The sequence below is a fragment of the Bradyrhizobium sp. LB14.3 genome (genome assembly GCF_040547985.1).
Classification (GTDB): Bacteria; Pseudomonadota; Alphaproteobacteria; order Rhizobiales; family Xanthobacteraceae; genus Bradyrhizobium.
In genome coordinates, this window is sequence record NZ_JBEPQT010000012.1 from 149,025 (window position 1) to 164,286 (window position 15,262).

General features: G+C 63.1%; 14 protein-coding genes. 5 read left to right on the forward strand and 9 right to left on the reverse strand.

Annotation, left to right across the window (positions count from 1 at the left end; genetic code table 11):
• The 4 genes from ABIB00_RS22270 to ABIB00_RS22285 are packed head-to-tail and all read left to right on the forward strand — an operon-like array spanning position 1 to position 4,240.
• Positions 1–1,074, forward strand: a complete 1,074-nt coding sequence (locus ABIB00_RS22270; protein ID WP_247444853.1) for an ABC transporter ATP-binding protein — start codon at positions 1–3, stop codon at positions 1,072–1,074.
• The gene (locus ABIB00_RS22275) at positions 1,071–2,030 is read left to right on the forward strand and encodes a sugar kinase (protein ID WP_354105866.1); all 960 of its coding nucleotides are present in this window, start codon (positions 1,071–1,073) and stop codon (positions 2,028–2,030) included. Before ABIB00_RS22270 ends, ABIB00_RS22275 begins: the two co-directional genes overlap by 4 nt.
• Positions 2,027–3,064, forward strand: a complete 1,038-nt coding sequence (locus tag ABIB00_RS22280) for a tagatose 1,6-diphosphate aldolase (RefSeq protein ID WP_354105867.1) — start codon at positions 2,027–2,029, stop codon at positions 3,062–3,064. The genes ABIB00_RS22275 and ABIB00_RS22280 overlap by 4 nt, the downstream gene beginning before the upstream one ends.
• Before the next feature lie 48 nt (positions 3,065–3,112).
• On the forward strand, positions 3,113–4,240 hold the full coding sequence (locus ABIB00_RS22285) for a mandelate racemase/muconate lactonizing enzyme family protein (protein WP_354105868.1): 1,128 nt from the start codon (positions 3,113–3,115) through the stop codon (positions 4,238–4,240).
• Between the two features lie 187 nt (positions 4,241–4,427).
• On the opposite strand, the gene ABIB00_RS22290 is transcribed toward ABIB00_RS22285, so the two are convergent.
• From ABIB00_RS22290 to ABIB00_RS22330, 9 genes are all read right to left on the reverse strand, one after another.
• On the reverse strand, positions 4,428–4,694 hold the full coding sequence (locus tag ABIB00_RS22290) for a twin-arginine translocation signal domain-containing protein (RefSeq protein WP_247444849.1): 267 nt from the start codon (positions 4,692–4,694) through the stop codon (positions 4,428–4,430).
• A 23-nt stretch (positions 4,695–4,717) separates the two neighbouring features.
• A complete protein-coding gene (locus ABIB00_RS22295) occupies positions 4,718–5,290 on the reverse strand; it encodes an HdeD family acid-resistance protein (protein ID WP_354044012.1) in 573 nt (190 codons plus the stop codon).
• A gap of 149 nt (positions 5,291–5,439) precedes the next feature.
• On the reverse strand, positions 5,440–8,568 hold the full coding sequence (locus tag ABIB00_RS22300) for an efflux RND transporter permease subunit (RefSeq protein WP_354105869.1): 3,129 nt from the start codon (positions 8,566–8,568) through the stop codon (positions 5,440–5,442).
• A complete protein-coding gene (locus tag ABIB00_RS22305; protein ID WP_354105870.1) occupies positions 8,565–9,809 on the reverse strand; it encodes an efflux RND transporter periplasmic adaptor subunit in 1,245 nt (414 codons plus the stop codon). Before ABIB00_RS22305 ends, ABIB00_RS22300 begins: the two co-directional genes overlap by 4 nt.
• Positions 9,810–9,844: 35 nt before the next feature.
• Positions 9,845–10,330, reverse strand: coding sequence for a DUF992 domain-containing protein (locus ABIB00_RS22310; protein ID WP_354105871.1), 486 nt, complete (start codon positions 10,328–10,330; stop codon positions 9,845–9,847).
• Positions 10,331–10,930 (reverse strand): hypothetical protein, encoded by a 600-nt coding sequence (locus ABIB00_RS22315; RefSeq protein ID WP_354105872.1) that lies wholly within the window; start codon positions 10,928–10,930, stop codon positions 10,331–10,333.
• A gap of 8 nt (positions 10,931–10,938) precedes the next feature.
• Positions 10,939–12,051, reverse strand: coding sequence for an AI-2E family transporter (locus tag ABIB00_RS22320; protein WP_354105873.1), 1,113 nt, complete (start codon positions 12,049–12,051; stop codon positions 10,939–10,941).
• Positions 12,052–12,346: 295 nt separating this feature from the next.
• On the reverse strand, positions 12,347–13,786 hold the full coding sequence (locus tag ABIB00_RS22325) for a basic amino acid/polyamine antiporter (protein WP_354105874.1): 1,440 nt from the start codon (positions 13,784–13,786) through the stop codon (positions 12,347–12,349).
• Between the two features lie 193 nt (positions 13,787–13,979).
• Positions 13,980–14,174: a DUF6894 family protein gene (locus ABIB00_RS22330; protein ID WP_354105875.1), complete on the reverse strand. Its 195-nt coding sequence runs from the start codon at positions 14,172–14,174 to the stop codon at positions 13,980–13,982.
• A gap of 221 nt (positions 14,175–14,395) precedes the next feature.
• Between ABIB00_RS22330 and ABIB00_RS22335 the strand changes: the two genes are divergently transcribed.
• Positions 14,396–15,106 (forward strand): Bax inhibitor-1/YccA family protein, encoded by a 711-nt coding sequence (locus tag ABIB00_RS22335; protein WP_354043987.1) that lies wholly within the window; start codon positions 14,396–14,398, stop codon positions 15,104–15,106.
• The last annotated feature ends 156 nt before the right edge of the window (positions 15,107–15,262 follow it).

Consider the following 15,262-nt stretch of genomic DNA (forward strand, 5'->3'; position numbering starts at 1 on the left):
ATGGCCTCGATATCGATCCGTAACCTCGTCAAGCGCTACGGCAATTTCACCGTGATCCCCGATCTCAATCTGGAGATCGCTGACCACGAATTCGTAGTGTTCGTCGGCCCGTCCGGCTGCGGCAAGTCGACCCTGCTGCGCATCATTGCGGGCCTCGAGCCGATTTCATCGGGAGACCTTTATATCGGCGACAAGCGCGTCAACGGCGTCCAGGCCGCGCGGCGCGACATTGCGATGGTGTTCCAGGACTACGCGCTCTATCCGCACATGCGCGTCTACGACAATATGTCGTTTGCGCTGGAGTTGCGGGGGACGCCGAAGGCGGAGATCGATGCGCGGGTGAAGCGCGCCGCCGCGCTTTTGCACATCGAGCCCTATCTCGACCGCAAGCCGAAGGAGCTCTCCGGCGGTCAGCGCCAGCGTGTCGCCATGGGCCGCGCGATCGTGCGCAATCCCAAGGCGTTCCTGTTCGACGAACCGCTGTCCAATCTCGACGCAAAACTGCGCGGGCAGGTGCGGGCGGAGATCAAGGCGCTGTCGCAGGAGCTGAAGACCACCATGGTCTTCGTGACCCATGACCAGATCGAAGCCATGACCATGGCGGACCGGATCGTCGTACTCCAGAGCGGCACGATCCAGCAATATGACACGCCGGAGACGGTCTACGAGCGGCCGGCCAACCAGTTCGTGGCCGGCTTCATCGGCTCGCCCGCCATGAATTTCTTCGCCGTAGAATGGCGCGAGGAGCGTGCGATCCTTTCGCAAGGAGGAGCAACGCTGCCGTTGGATGGCGAGACCGCGGGCCGCCTGCGGCAGGCCGGCAGCGCTGTCGTCGGTATTCGCCCTGAACATTTTACGATTGCTCCCGATGCCGCCGACGGCATCGCCATCAACGTCAAGCTCGTCGAGCCGCTCGGCTCGGATACGCTGATCCATTTCGATCTCGCCGGCGTGTCGTCGATCGCGCGGGTCGATCCGTCCCTGCGGCCAAAGGTCGGCGATCGTCTCGGCCTGCGTCCGCAGGCGGGCAAGACCCATTTGTTCGATGCGACCAACGGGCAGGTCTTGCGGTGAGCGCGTCGGCGAACATCGGAGATATGTCGGCGCTGGCGGACGTGGCGTCCGGGGCCCGGCCTGTGCAGGTGGTCTGCCTGGGATTGTCCGCGCTCGACCAGGTCTGGCGCGTCGATCGTCTGTTCGCGGGTGGAAGCGAGAAGATCAAGGCCGCCGGCTACGGCACCCTTGGCGGAGGCATGGCCGCCAATGCGTCGGTCGCGGTGGCAAAGCTCGGCGCTTCCGTCGCGTTCTGGGGCCGGGCAGGCAATGATGCCGCGGGCGCGGAGATGCGCTCCGCGTTTGTTGCCGAAGGCGTCGATGTCGATAATTTCCGGCTGTTTCCCGACGGCCGCTCCTCCGTCTCCGGAATCATCGTCGACCGTTCGGGTGAGCGGCAGATCGTCAACTTCCGTGGCCTGTTCCCGGAAGCTGCGGATTGGCTTCCGCTCGAAGCGGTCGCCCGCGCATCCTCCGTGCTGGCCGATCCGCGCTGGGTCGAAGGTGCCGCAACGTTGTTCCGTGAAGCCCGCGCGCGCGGCATTCCCGCGGTGCTTGACGGCGACGTGGCCGATGCCGACGTATTCGAGCGGCTGCTGCCCTTGACCGACCACGCGATCTTCTCCGAACCCGCGCTCACATCCTTTGCCGGCTCGGCTAGAGATGAATCTCTTGCCTCGCTCGCGCGCTTCGGCTGCCATGTCATCGCCGTCACGCGCGGTGATGCGGGCGTGAGCTGGTACGAGAATGGCCAACTGCACCAGCAGGCCGCGTTTGCGGTCGATGTCGTCGACACCACCGGCGCGGGCGACGTCTTCCACGGCGCCTATGCGCTTGCGATCGGCGTCGGCCTCGATGTGCGCGCCGCCATGGCGTTTTCGGCAGCGACAGCTGCGATGAAATGCCGCCACGCCGGCGGCCGCAACGGAATCCCCACCATCAACGAGTGTCTTGCATTCATGAGGACGAAGCCATGAGAACGATTGGAAAGAACCGCGGCCTGGCACGGCTCGCAGACGCGGATGGCCACTTTCGCATGGTCGCGCTGGATCAGCGGCCGCCACTTTTCGATGCTATCGCGAAAGCAAGAGGCATCGCGCGGGATCAGGTCGAATATTCCGACGTGACGGCGGCCAAGCGTCTCCTGGTCGAGAACCTCGCGCCGCATTGCAGCTCGATGCTGTTCGACCCAAATTTCGCGGTGCCTGCCGCGATCGATCTGCTGCCGCCGCGCTGCGGCCTGATCATGACGCTGGAAGAGCATCGCGTCGAAGAAACCGCAGGCGGTCGCAAGTCACGCGCAATCACCAACTGGAGCGTGGAGAAAATCCGTGCCATGGGGAGCGATGCCGTCAAGGTGCTGGCCTGGTACCGGCCGGATGCCGATGCCGCGGTGAACGAACATCAGAAGCGGTTTGTCCGCGAGATCGGCGAGGACTGCGCCCGCCACGACATTCCCTATGTCCTCGAACTGCTTGTCTATCCGTTCCTCGGCAGCGCCAATCACACCGCTGATTACGTGGAGTCGCCGGGCAAGCTGCCGGGCCTCGTCATCGACAGCGTCCGCGAGTTTGCCAAGCCGGAATACTGCGTCGATCTCCTCAAGCTGGAGAGCCCGCTGGCGGCCAATAGCCTGCCGGCCCGCGACGGCAGTGCGCAAGCGAAAGCCGCGCAGAAGGAATTCGATTCGATTGGCGATCTCTGCCGCGAGCGCAACATCCCCTGGGTGCTGCTGTCGGGTGGCGCTGCGCCCGAAAAGTTCGAGCGCGTCCTCGACTTCGCCTATGCTGCGGGCGCCGGCGGCTTCCTCGCCGGCCGCACCATCTGGCTCGATGCCGTCCTGAAGAATTTTCCGGACCGCGCGGCGGTGTCGGCAAGCCTGCGCAACGATGGCCTCAACGTGCTCGAACGGCTCAGCGAACTGACCACGGCCAAAGGCACGCCGTGGAAGGCGCGCTTTCCTGTGTTCACTGATATCAAGCAGGAAGGTGACTTCGCGCGCGCCTATTGAGAGGGTGGCAGTTCAGCGTGGTCCGATCTCGCTCGCAGGATCTGCAACATGACGACTGACAGCTTCACCATCCGCTCGATCGAGGCGTTCTGCTATCGCTATCCGTTGGCGACGCCGGTGGTGACGTCGTTCGGAAAAATGCTCAACCGCCCCGCCGTCTTCGTTCGTGCTGTCGACGAAGACGGCGTCGAGGGGTGGGGCGAAGCCTGGTCCAACTTCCCCGCACCGGGGGCGGAGCATCGCGCACGGCTCGTCAACGAGGTGCTCGCGCCCGGCCTCGTAGGGCGCAAGTTCGATAGTCCCGCGCTGGCATTCGAGGTCCTGACCAAGGGCACCGAGGTGCTTGCGCTTCAATGCGGCGAGCCCGGCCCGTTCGCGCAGGCGATTTCGGGCATCGATCTCGCTCTGTGGGATCTCTCCGCGCGTCGGCAGCGCTTGCCACTGTGGCGGCTTCTCGGCGGGCAGTCGCGCAGGATCAAGGTCTATGCCAGCGGCATCAATCCCGGCGGCGCCGCGCAAACAGCCGAAGCCGCGCTCAAGCGCGGCCATCGCGCGTTGAAGCTGAAGGTCGGGTTCGGAGCCGAGACCGATCTCGCCAATCTGGCTGCACTGCGCGCGATCGTTGGTGCCGACATGCTCGCCACTGATGCCAATCAAGGCTGGTCAGTCACGCAGGCGCTGGAGATGATGCCGCGCCTTGCCGAATTTGATTTGCGCTGGTTGGAAGAGCCCATCAGGGCCGATCGGCCGCGCGAGGATTGGCACAAGCTGCGCGCCGAGGCGAAGATGCCGATTGCCGCCGGCGAAAACATTTCGAGCGTCGAAGGCTTCAAGGAGGCCCTGGCCGAAGACGTGCTCGGTGTGATCCAACCCGATATCGCGAAGTGGGGCGGGCTCAGCGCCTGCGCTGGACTGGCTCGCGACATTCTGAAGGCGGGCAAGACCTTTTGTCCGCACTATCTCGGCGGCGGCCTCGGCTTGCTTGGGTCCGCACATGTTCTCGCCGGTATCGGTGGCGATGGCTGGCTGGAAGTCGATGCCAATGACAACCCGTTGCGCGATCTGTTTTGTGGCCCGATCCTCAATGTGAGGGAGGGCACGGTTGAATTGGACCAGGATCCGGGGCTCGGAATAGTGCCTGATCTTTCATATATCGAACGCTATCGCAGCATTTAGACTTGCGGGCGATCTGTCGGCTTCTGGCCACTGTGGATCACTCTTGATTGAGCTCGATTTCTTTGGCCACGATTTCGAGGCGTGGAAAGCTAGCAATGAGGCCCAGCGGCTCCTAGGTGAGTAGGCGATCCTCACGGCCGATGCCCATAGGCGCAGATGGTCGATGCTTGCGGACCGGTCGATCCGATTAGAACCAGCGCCAGCCGCAAACACGGCGGCCGCGATGCCACCAGCAAACCCATCGGCGCCGACGCCGGCGCGGCGGAGGCCCCCAACCGGGACCCCATTGCGCTTCCGTCACGAAGTCGGGCCGCTTATCGGCAGGTCCGGGGTTGGACGCGACCGGCATCGCCTCCGCTGTGCCGATGAAGCGAAGTGCAATCGCGCCAACCGCGCCAGCGGCGACGGCGTTCTGGGCGAGACCGAGGAAATCGCGACGGGTGGGAGCGTTCATGGTTTTCTCCTCTTCGGGTTAGGTTAAGCGGCTCTCCGCGGGGATTGCAGCGCGTAGAGCAGCCAAGCGAGCCCGTGCGAAATCAGATCGACTCCCAGCAGGAATCCAAGCGCCCAGACGCTGATGGATGGGAAGCCAAACACGATCAGGAAGCCGGCGAGCAGCCCGATGACGCCAGAAGCCAGCATCAGCCAGCCACCCTGTCGCCAATGTGCAAAGCTCAGCACGCACCGGATGATGCCCGATGCCAACAGAACCGCGCCCAGCAGGGAGGTCAGGATGAGGGCACCGGCCGCCGGCTGCATGAGCAGCAGCAACCCGAACGCGAGATAGAGCGCGCCGAGCAGGATCTGCCACAGGAATCCGCCCCATCCCTTCGTCCAGAAGGCGTGGATGATCTCGAATGCACCGGCAAGGATTGCGGTAAGCCCGATCAGCTTGACGCTGATGATCGTTGCGAAGACGATGTCGCCCAGCGCCAAGATGCCGGCCGCGATCATCACGACGCCAAGGAGCGCGCATGTCCACCGGGATGGAGAACTAAAGGTCTTTACCTGGGGGCTGCTATCGTAGGTGGCCACGTCATCCTCCCGCATTCCGGCGGCCAATCAAGTTAGCGCCACGGAAACGCTAGTCGCCGCCGCGCAACATCGACATCCGATGAAACCCTGAATGTGTCGGCGGGAATATTGGCGGTGTCCCGAAGCCTGCCGGAAAGTGCTTCCCGGCGTTCTGGACGCGCGGGTCAGGTGGTTCGCGCCGGAACCGATCGTGCCTTCAGGCGCTCGCGCAGGCGCTGGAATGTCACATAGAGCATTGGCACCATAAAGATTCCGATCGAGCTTGCGCCGAGCATGCCGGCAAAGACGGCGGTCCCGACCGCCCTGCGGCTCAGTTCAGCGGCGCCGGTTGCGAGCACCAGCGGCAGCAGCCCGAGAATGAAGGCAACCGAAGTCATCATGACCGCGCGGAACCGCATATGCGCCCCCTCGATCGCGGCCTCCGCAAGTTCCGTCCCGGCTTCTCGTCGTTCCTTCGCGAATTCCACGATCAGGATGCCGTTCTTGGCGGCAAGCGCGATCAGCACCACGAGGCCAATCTGGCCATACAGATCGAGATCGAGGCCGGCGATTTTGATCCCGATATAGGAGCCGAGCACGCCGACAACGACGGACAGCAGCACCGGGATCGGGATCACCGTGCTCTCATAGAGCGCCACCAGGAACAGATAGGCGAACAGCACGGCCAGCGCGAGCACCGCTCCGGTTTGTCCTGAAGCCTGTTGCTCCTGATAGGCGGTGCCGGTCCACTCGAAACTGTAGCCCGCGGGCAGTACGGCATTGGAGACCTCCGCCATGGCCGCTATCGCGGTGCCCGAGGAGACGCCTGGCGCCGGGCTGCCATTCACCGTCACTGAGCGATAATTGTTGTAGCGGGTGATGACCTGAGGCCCGGTTACGATCTTGATGCCGGCGAGCGACCGCATCGGAACCATCTGACCGGTATTGTTGCGCACATAGATGCGCCAGATATCGGAAATGTCGGCGCGGTCGAGCGCCTCGCCCTGCACGTTGACCTGCCAGGTGCGTCCATAGAGGTTGAAGTTGTTGACGTAGATGCCGCCCAGCGTCGCCTGAAGGGCGGTGAAGATATCGCTGATGGTCACGCCGAGCGCCTGCGCCTTGCGGCGATCAATGTCGAGATAGATCGATGGATTGGTCGCGGTGAAGGTCGAGAACACGCGCGTCAGTCGTGGATCGGCATTGGCCGCTCCGATCAACGCACTCGTGACACTGGAAATCGCGGCTGGGTCCTGTCCTTCCAGCGCCTGGAGCTGGTATTCGAACCCGCCTGAGGTCGAGAGTCCGATGATCGGCGGCATATTGAACGGTAGCACATTGGCCTGCCGGATTTGCGCGCCGGCTGCGTAAGTCTGCCGGATCAACGCCTGCACCGAATCCGCGGCCGCCTTGCGATCGGCAAACGGCTTGAGGCGCGTCACCACCAGCGCACTGTTGGGCTCGGACGCCCCGTCGAGCAGGGAGAAACCTATGATGGCCAAGACGTGGTCGACCGCAGGCATCTGCGTCAGGACGCGCTCGATCTGTCCGGTGACCTCGCTGGTCCGCGCGACAGACGCGCCGTCCGGCAGTTGTATCGAGGTGAAGAAGGCGCCCTGGTCTTCCTCGGGAAGGAACCCCGTCGGAGTCAGGTGCGACATCCCGAAAATGCCGGCCGCGAACATTGCGGCGAGTATAAGAGAGAGGCTTGCCACGCGCAGCAGACGTCGTACACCGCCGCTGTAGCGGTCGCGAATCCAGTCGATGCCGTCAAGAACGCGTCCGATCACGCCGCGCCGCGGTCCGGTATGCCGTAGGATGAGCGCACACAAAGCGGGCGACAGGGTCAGCGCATTGAGCGCCGAGATTATCATGGCGGCGCTGATCGTCACCGCAAACTGCCGAAACAACGTGCCGGAAATGCCGGGAATGAATGCGATCGGAACGAAGACGGAGAGCAGCACCAGCGTGATCGCAACAATCGGCGCCGTGATCTGCCTCATGGCCTTCTTGCTGGCTTCGGTCGGCGAAATATCCGGTTCTTCCTCCATCACACGCTCGACGTTCTCCACGACGACGATGGCGTCATCCACGACGATGCCGATGGCGAGCACCATTGCGAGCAGCGACACCGTATTCGCTGAATAGCCGAGCATCAGCAACACGGCGAAGGTGCCGACCAGGCTGACCGGCACGGCAACGGCCGGTATCAGCGTCGCGCGAAGATTGCCGAGAAACAGATAAACCACGATCACGACAAGGACGAATGCCTCGCCCAGCGTCCGCAGAACTTCCGAGATCGTATCTCGTACGAAGCTCGTGGAATCGTACTGCACGAGATAGCTCAACCCCGTCGGGAATCGCTTGGACAGCCGCTGCATGGTGGCTGCGACCGCCTGCGCGGTCGTTACGGCATTGGCGCCCGGCGCCAGATAGATCGCGAGAGGCACCGCAGCGCGCCCGTCGATCCTCGCTTCGCTGTCAAGGTTCTGCGCGCCCATCTCGACCCGAGCGACGTCCTTGACGAGCAGCGTCGAACCGTCCGGGTTGGCGCGCAGCACGATATTGGCGAACTGGTCGACCGTTGCGAGCCGCCCCAGGGTCTGCACGTTGAACTGGAATTGCTGGTCGTCGCTGATCGGACGCGCACCGATGCGGCCGACCGGCGCCTGGACGCTCTGCGTGCGAATTGCTGCGATCACGTCCGAGGGCGTGAGGTTGAGGCTGGTCAGCCGCTGCGTATCGAACCAGATCCGCATCGAGTAATTCATCTTGGCGAACAGGTGAGCCTGGCCGACGCCGGGTGTGCTGGAGATCGCGTCAAGCACATTGATGATCGCGTAATTGGTGATGAACAGCGGGTCCTGCTGACCTTCGGCGCTGTACAGCACCAGAAATTGCAGGATCGCCGACGATTTCTTCTGCACCGTCACGCCCTGCTGCTGTACCTCAGTGGGCAATTGCGACAGCGCGCTCTGCACCCGGTTGTTGACGTTGACGGTGTTGATATCGGGGTCGGTGCCGAGCGCAAACGACACCGTCAGGGTGTAGCTGCCGTCGTTGCCGCTGGTCGATTTCATGTAGAGCGCACGATCGACACCGATCACTTGCGCTTCGAGGGGCTGAGCGACGCTGGTCTCCACGACCTCGGCAGACGCGCCGGGAAAAGTGCCGGCGACCGTGACCTGCGGCGGCACGATGTCCGGAAACTGCGCCACCGGGATCCGCGTCAGCGCGAGCGCGCCTGCGATGGTGATGATGAAGGCAAGGACCATCGCAAGTCGCGGGCGATCAATGAAGACGGCGGACATCATGGCTTTTTGTCCTCCGGGCGCGTGCCGGTCGAGGCGCCACGGTCTGGCAACGAGGGTGCGTCGCTTGCGCCGGCCTTCATGCTCGACTGGATCAGCGCACTGGCCGGACCCGGCGAAACCGCCTGACCTGGACGAACCCTTTGCAGGCCTTCGACGATGACCTTGTCGCCGGCGGCGAGGCCATTGATGACGGAAGCGATGGTGGGCGTCGACTGCCCAAGCTGGATACGGCGTTGTTCGGCCTGGTCGCCGGTGCCGACGATGAGAACGTAGTTGCCCTGCTGATCGGATAGCACCGCCGAACGCGGGACCGCCAACACCTCGATGGGCTGGATGCCTTCCAGGACGACCGTAACGAATTCGCCGTCGGTCAGTTCGTGGACGGTCACGCCCGCGACGGACGGCGCGCGCAGGATCGGGTTGTCGATCTCGCCGCGCACGGTGATCGTGTCGGTATTCTGGGCGATTGTGTTGTCGACAAAGTTCAGCTTGCCGGACTGGCCATACATGCGGCCATTGGGCAGTCGCAGCCGGATCACCACGGCTTCCAGACCCCCTTGCGGTCCATAACGTTCGCGCAGTTCGAGTGCCTGACGCAGCGGCACCGGGAAGGTGACGTACATCGGATCCTGGCTGACGATCGTGGTCAGCACGCCCGAGCTTGGACCGACGACATTGCCTTCAGTCACGGCTGTGCGTCCGATCTTGCCGTCGATCGGCGCGCTGATCATGGTGTAGTCGAGGTTGATCTGGGACGCATTGACTTGTGCTTGTGCGGCCTGGACCTGGGCTTCCAGGCTGCGCTCGTTGGCGATCGCTGCGTCGTAGGTCGATTGCTGACCGGCTGGCCCACTGAGCAGCGTACGCGCGCGCTCGGTCGTCTGCTTGGCGTTCTCAAGCATTGCCTGGAGCTGGGCCACCTGCGCCTGCTTTGATGCAAGATCGGCCTCGAACGGGCCGCGCTCGAGCCGGTAGAGCGGAGCGCCCTTTTTGAGCTCGGCACCGTCGACGAACAGTCGCTGTTCCAGAAACGCGGTGACGCGAGCCACGATATTGACCCGATTGACCGCCTCGATCCGCCCAAGAAATTCGCTGCTCTCGGTGATCGGTCGCTTGATCGCTTCGACGATGCCGACAGCAGGCGGAGCGCTGGAGGCTGGCTGTGCTAAGGCCATGCCGCCAGCGATGAATGTCAGGAAACTCGCCGCCAGCATCCTGACCGAAATTTCCGCAATATCCATTGTCCGCTCCCGGCTCCAGGGCTTGGGACAAGCTGCTATCGCTGTCCGCGCGGGCCGAGTGTCAGGTTCGTAATCCCCGCCGCAAGGTTCAATCCGATTGATCGCTCGATCGACAGCGGCTGGAGCGCAATCGTCCGGCGAGAGCCTCCAATGAGAACGTTTGCTCCGAGCCCGGGACCGAACGCGACATTGCCGCTCGCGCCCACGTAGCTCCCCCGCAGCGTGCCGGGGCCGACGCGCGAGTTCCTGGCGAAGACGGCCCATGAGAGGCTTCCGGCGCTGGTCACGCCGATGTCGAGACCAACCCGCCTGATCCGCCCGTCGTAGACGTACTGCCGAGTCGGGCGTGTGGTCGTGAATACGCAACGAAGCTCCTGCGCGGAGCCAAGCACCAGCCCAATGCGTGGTGTGCTGGCGCATATGAGCCGGCCGACTCTGAACGTTTCCGCGCGCGCGGGCAGGGCGTCGGCGCACATCAAAGCGGATCCGCAGATGATTGCGAGAAGCAGGTTAATGCGCATTCAGGCCTCCGTTTGGCTTCCAGTGTTGTCGGGCAAACTCGCTGGGCTGCGGTCCTGACGAAGCCAGAACGTGATACCGAGGCCAATCAGCAGGACGGCGCCCAACAGGAAGAAGATGATGGATTGCTGCAACCAGGATATCGCCGGAACCGTGATGCCCATCGCGAGGCCGAGGAAGGCGATCTGGGCGGACTGGAGACTGACGCCGGCGAGGAATGTCCCGAGCGCGAGCAAGGTAAGGAGAACCAGGCTTGTCGCCGGCGTCGGCAGCAACTGCTGAACTCCGGATATCAGCATGATGTTCATCGCGACCAGAACGGCGACCCAATGCAGCGCCTGGGTCCAGATTAGCCGCCAGCGCTCCTCCCTGCCGTCGACCTCGGGCCACTTGTTGATGACGCAGACTACGCCGATGGCAAGGGCAAGGAATTCCCAATAGCCGACGAGAGGCTGATGCGAAGCATTGGTGTAGGCGACGCCCGCAATGGCGAGCACAAGCGCGACGATGTAGGGCAGCTGCTGCCACAGCAAGCGGGTCATCCCCGGATGTATTGACGGCGGACCCGTTGCGGCGTTCCGTTCAGCTTCGAGCTCGCTCATGCGGCACCTCAGGATCGTCCCTTGTTGACCACCAGCGGGGGATCGCCGAGATAGTCCTCGACGTAGAACCTGATGATCGCGACCCGGCCGACCGCGACGAGTGGCATGGCGAGCGCGATGCCCATGACGCCGAACATGGCGCCCAGCAGCACGATCGCCACCAAAGTCCAGGCCGGGGGGATTTCGACGGCTTGGCGCTGGATCAGGGGGCCGATCACGTATCCTTCGATCGACTGGATCAGGGTATACACCACGACGGCCCAGATCAGCGGCGATCCTCCGAGCGGCATAGCGACGAGCGCGATCGGAATTGCGGCGACGATCGGCCCGAGATACGGGACGAAGTTCGATAAGCCCGCCTGCAAACCAAGCAGGAAGGGACCAGGCAGCCCGATCCAGTAGAGCGCGATCCAGACGCACAGCGTCATCAGGACGATGCGGATAAGTTGTCCTACGAACCAGAGCCGCAGGACGCTTCCCATCTGGTCCATCACGCCGCGCATCCGTGCGCGATAGGACGGCTTCGCGAGTATGACGAGACTTTCGCGGTGGCTATCGGGATCGAAGGCGAAGAGGATGCCCAGGAACAGGATCACCAGCACGCCAGTCAGGAAGCTCGACGCTCCGCCAAGGACGAATTGGGCGTGGCTGAAGAACCGGCCTTGGTCGGAGACCAGCCATTGCGTGAAATCCCGGCCCCATTCGGGACCGAGCAGATCGACGCCATAGGTCAGAAGATGCTGCTGCAGGACGTCAAATTGGCTGTCCATGACCTTCAGCAGAAGACGAGTTTGCTCCGGAAGCTTGCCGGCTCCCCACACGAGGCCAAGTCCGACCGCCGCAGTGAGCAGCAGCAGCACCAAGGTCAGGCGCCAGATACGACCGAGGCGGACGACAGGCGCAATCGCCCTTGCGGCGGCATCCAGAAGGGCTGCAAACAGCACGCCCGCGAAGATGATGAGCAGGCTCGAGATGGTTTTCCAGATCAAAAAGAGGGCCACGCTTACGCCGAGCAGAGCGAGACCCGTTGCGAGAATGCTGCGCGGGCCGTGTTCGACCGCCGGCGTCCTGCGGATCGCGCTCTCGTGGAGTTGCTCTTGTCCGGACGTCACGTCGCTCATCGGGGGAACTCGGGGATTGCAGCTGGGACCGGCGCATCCGCCCATCAGGTACGAACACGGCGGCTGCCATAGTGAGGATGCGAGCCGCCGCGATGGCGCCAATGGCGATGCTTGGTCGGGTTCGTATTCGTATTTGGTGTGGCGACTGCGGGCGCTGTCGCTGCGGGTTTCGGCGCCGACGCGGTCGATTGCGCTTGGGAGAAACTCGGCTGCGCGGCCGCGATCGACCCGATTAGGATCAGAGCGCCGTAAACCTGCCGGACGTTCATGTTCGCCTCCATTTGGTCCCAACACCTCAGATCGAGATTGCACCCACGGCCAGCGCATAAACTCCGGCACAAGCAGCGAGCGTGATCGCGGCAAAGATGATCGCCTCGAACGGCTTGAAGACGGATTCCTTGCGCTCGCGCTTGGCCAGAACGAACAGAACCGTTCCCGGCGCGTAGAGTATCGATGACAGCAGAAGAAACGTTGGACCGCCCGCGTAGAGCATGCCCATGGCGTAGAGCGTTGCGATCGCCGAGCGGATCCCGTCGACGGTGCGGGCGCGTTCGCCGGCACGGTAGGAATTGCCGAGATATGACAGTTTGAGGCCGTACGCCGCGACCAGGAAATAGGGGATCAGCGTCATCGCGCTGGTCATCTTCAGGGCGACCGTGAACGCGTACTCCGCGAACCAGGTGACCAGAACGAAGGCCTGGATGACGCAGTTGGTGAGCCAGAGTGCTCCGACAGGGACTTCGTGTTTGTTCACGACCGCGAGAAAGGAGGGCATGGTGCGGTTGACGGCCGCGGAATGCAGCACCTCCGCAGCGAGCAGCGACCAAGAGAGGTAATTCCCGAGGATCGAGACCAGCAACGCCAGGCTGATGAAAATGCCGCCCCATCGCCCGACCATCGCTTCCATCACGCCGGCCATCGACGGTGTCGGCAGGCCCGCGAGCTCCCGTCGCGGCAGCACCCCGTAGGATAGTATCGTCACAAGGACGAGAAGGCAGAGAACGGACAGGAATCCGGTGACGGTCGCAAATCCGATGTCGGAGCGGTCGCGGGCGTAGCGCGAATAAACGCTCGCACCCTCGATTCCGACGAAAACGAATACGGTGAGCAACATCGTGCTTCGGACCTGTGAGGACACCGCTGCCGCGCCCGGCTGCTCGGTCCCCCAGAAATTCTGCGAGATCAGGTCCGGATCGAGGACGATGAACGCCACGCCGATGAAAAGCAGGATCGGGATGATCTTGGCGTAGGTCGCAATCGTGTTGAGCGTGGCGGCGTTCTTGATGCCTCGCAGTACGAGGAAATGGACGCTCCACAGGAGGAGGGATGCCGATGCGATCGCCGCCGGCGTCGTGCCGTCGCCGAAGATCGGAAGGAATTGGCCGATTGTCGCCTTGATCAGGATGAGGCAGGCGACGTCTGCGAGGCAGCATCCGATCCAATAGCCGGCCGCCGAAGCGAAGCCGATATATTCACCGAAGCCAGCCTTGGCATAGGCGTAGATGCCGGCGTCCAGGTCCGGCCGACGACGGGAGAGCGCCTGAAAAACGAAGGCGAGCATCAGCATGCCGGTGCCCGCGATGATCCAGGCGATCAACGTCCCGAGGACGCCCGTGGCGTGTCCAAACGATGCGGGCAGCGCGAAGATGCCGGAGCCGATCATCGACCCGATCACGAGCGCGATGAGCGCGCTACGCGAAAGCTTTTGGTCGACCTCGTTCGACGAAGGAGCCATGAGGAGAATGGCTTTCCGGCCGGAGATGAAGTGGGCGCGACCTCGAAATGAAACGGGACCGGCCACTCTTGGTCGAGATCTTAGAAGCGACCTCCCGGTCGGAACATCAGGGATTCCATGTAGAGGGCAATGTCGGAAATCGGCCCGACGGCGACCCCGCGGCAGCGGGACGCCGGCGGGGAGGAGCTGTGCTCTAATGCCGACTGGCCGGTCCAGGCGCCGCGGCGACGATCAGCACGAAGCTGGCGCGGCAGAATTCGCCTGCTTTTGCGATTTCTGCTGCGATACGCCTGGCGTGTACGACCGCGGCTTCCTGATCCACGTGCTCATATCCGGTCCCGTCCAGGCAGAGCCCGTACTTGTCCACGATATGAAAAAAGTAGCGCATGCGGATTGAGTAAGCCGCTGTGCCGCGAGCTACCAGTGACAAACGTGTAAGGAATCTAGGCAAAATGGATAAGGAACTCGCGCGCACGCTATGGCTCGCGGGTCACCAGCGTCCGGAGATAGGTATTGTATCTGCCTGCGATCGGGTGATCAGCTGATGTTCCAATCGCAGGCCGGCCGGTATTGTGCATACTTCCTGCCCAGACGCGAGGAGGCCAAGCGATGTCCGACTATGATCCGAACGCGACTTTCTCGACCACGGCTGGCACGTCGCCTGCGATCGACGTTGGATTACGCGCCTACATGCTGCGCATCTACAACTATATGGCCGCGGGCGTTGGCCTGACCGCCGTTGTTGCGTGGCTGACTTATGAGGTTACCGGTCCCGCATTGCTGGAGAGCCCGCTGATGTGGGTCTTCATTCTAGCTCCGCTCGGGCTGGTGTTTTTTATCGGAGCGCGCATCAATACGCTGTCGGCGGCAACGGCGCGGCTGTTGTTCTTCGTCTATGCCGCGCTGGTCGGTGTCTCGCTCTCGATCGTGCTGCACATCTACACCAGTGCCTCGATCACGCGCGTCTTCTTCATCGCGGCCGCAATGTTCGGAGCGCTCAGCATCTTCGGTTACTCCACAAGGCGAGATCTGTCCGGGCTTGGGAGCTTCCTGTTCATGGGCCTGATCGGCGTCATCGTCGCAAGCCTGATCAACCTCTTCCTGAGGTCGACGGGACTCGATTGGTTGATCTCGATCGTCGGCGTCGGTGTCTTCGCGGGGCTCACTGCCTACGACACCCAGCGGATCAAGGCGATGTATGACAACAGGGACGACGAGACCACGGCAGGTCGCAAGTCCGTGATCGGGGCGCTGTCGCTCTATCTGAACTTCATCAATCTGTTCATGATGCTCCTGCGCCTCTTGGGCGGTCGGCGCTGAAGGCTAAGCTCGAGCGGTCGTTGTCGCGGACCGGCTTTGCTATCCTGCTCGTCGATCAATGACCGAAACGACTGCATCCATGTCGACGACGAGGAGCTTATCCACGGCACCGAACGTAGCCGCGCGCGCCGCCTGTGCGACTACCCAGGGCCTCCC

Excerpts from the sequence above, each read along its gene's own strand:
- ABIB00_RS22270 (WP_247444853.1), top strand. The coding sequence starts at position 1 with ATGGCCTCGATATCGATCCGTAACCTCGTCAAGCGCTACGGCAATTTC.
- ABIB00_RS22280 (WP_354105867.1), top strand. The coding sequence starts at position 2,027 with ATGAGAACGATTGGAAAGAACCGCGGCCTGGCACGGCTCGCAGACGCG.
- ABIB00_RS22285 (WP_354105868.1), top strand. The coding sequence starts at position 3,113 with ATGACGACTGACAGCTTCACCATCCGCTCGATCGAGGCGTTCTGCTAT.
- ABIB00_RS22290 (WP_247444849.1), bottom strand. The coding sequence starts at position 4,694 with ATGAACGCTCCCACCCGTCGCGATTTCCTCGGTCTCGCCCAGAACGCC.
- ABIB00_RS22295 (WP_354044012.1), bottom strand. The coding sequence starts at position 5,290 with ATGCGGGAGGATGACGTGGCCACCTACGATAGCAGCCCCCAGGTAAAG.
- ABIB00_RS22300 (WP_354105869.1), bottom strand. The coding sequence starts at position 8,568 with ATGATGTCCGCCGTCTTCATTGATCGCCCGCGACTTGCGATGGTCCTT.
- ABIB00_RS22305 (WP_354105870.1), bottom strand. The coding sequence starts at position 9,809 with ATGGATATTGCGGAAATTTCGGTCAGGATGCTGGCGGCGAGTTTCCTG.
- ABIB00_RS22310 (WP_354105871.1), bottom strand. The coding sequence starts at position 10,330 with ATGCGCATTAACCTGCTTCTCGCAATCATCTGCGGATCCGCTTTGATG.
- ABIB00_RS22315 (WP_354105872.1), bottom strand. The coding sequence starts at position 10,930 with ATGAGCGAGCTCGAAGCTGAACGGAACGCCGCAACGGGTCCGCCGTCA.
- ABIB00_RS22320 (WP_354105873.1), bottom strand. The coding sequence starts at position 12,051 with ATGAGCGACGTGACGTCCGGACAAGAGCAACTCCACGAGAGCGCGATC.
- ABIB00_RS22325 (WP_354105874.1), bottom strand. The coding sequence starts at position 13,786 with ATGGCTCCTTCGTCGAACGAGGTCGACCAAAAGCTTTCGCGTAGCGCG.
- ABIB00_RS22330 (WP_354105875.1), bottom strand. The coding sequence starts at position 14,174 with ATGCGCTACTTTTTTCATATCGTGGACAAGTACGGGCTCTGCCTGGAC.
- ABIB00_RS22335 (WP_354043987.1), top strand. The coding sequence starts at position 14,396 with ATGTCCGACTATGATCCGAACGCGACTTTCTCGACCACGGCTGGCACG.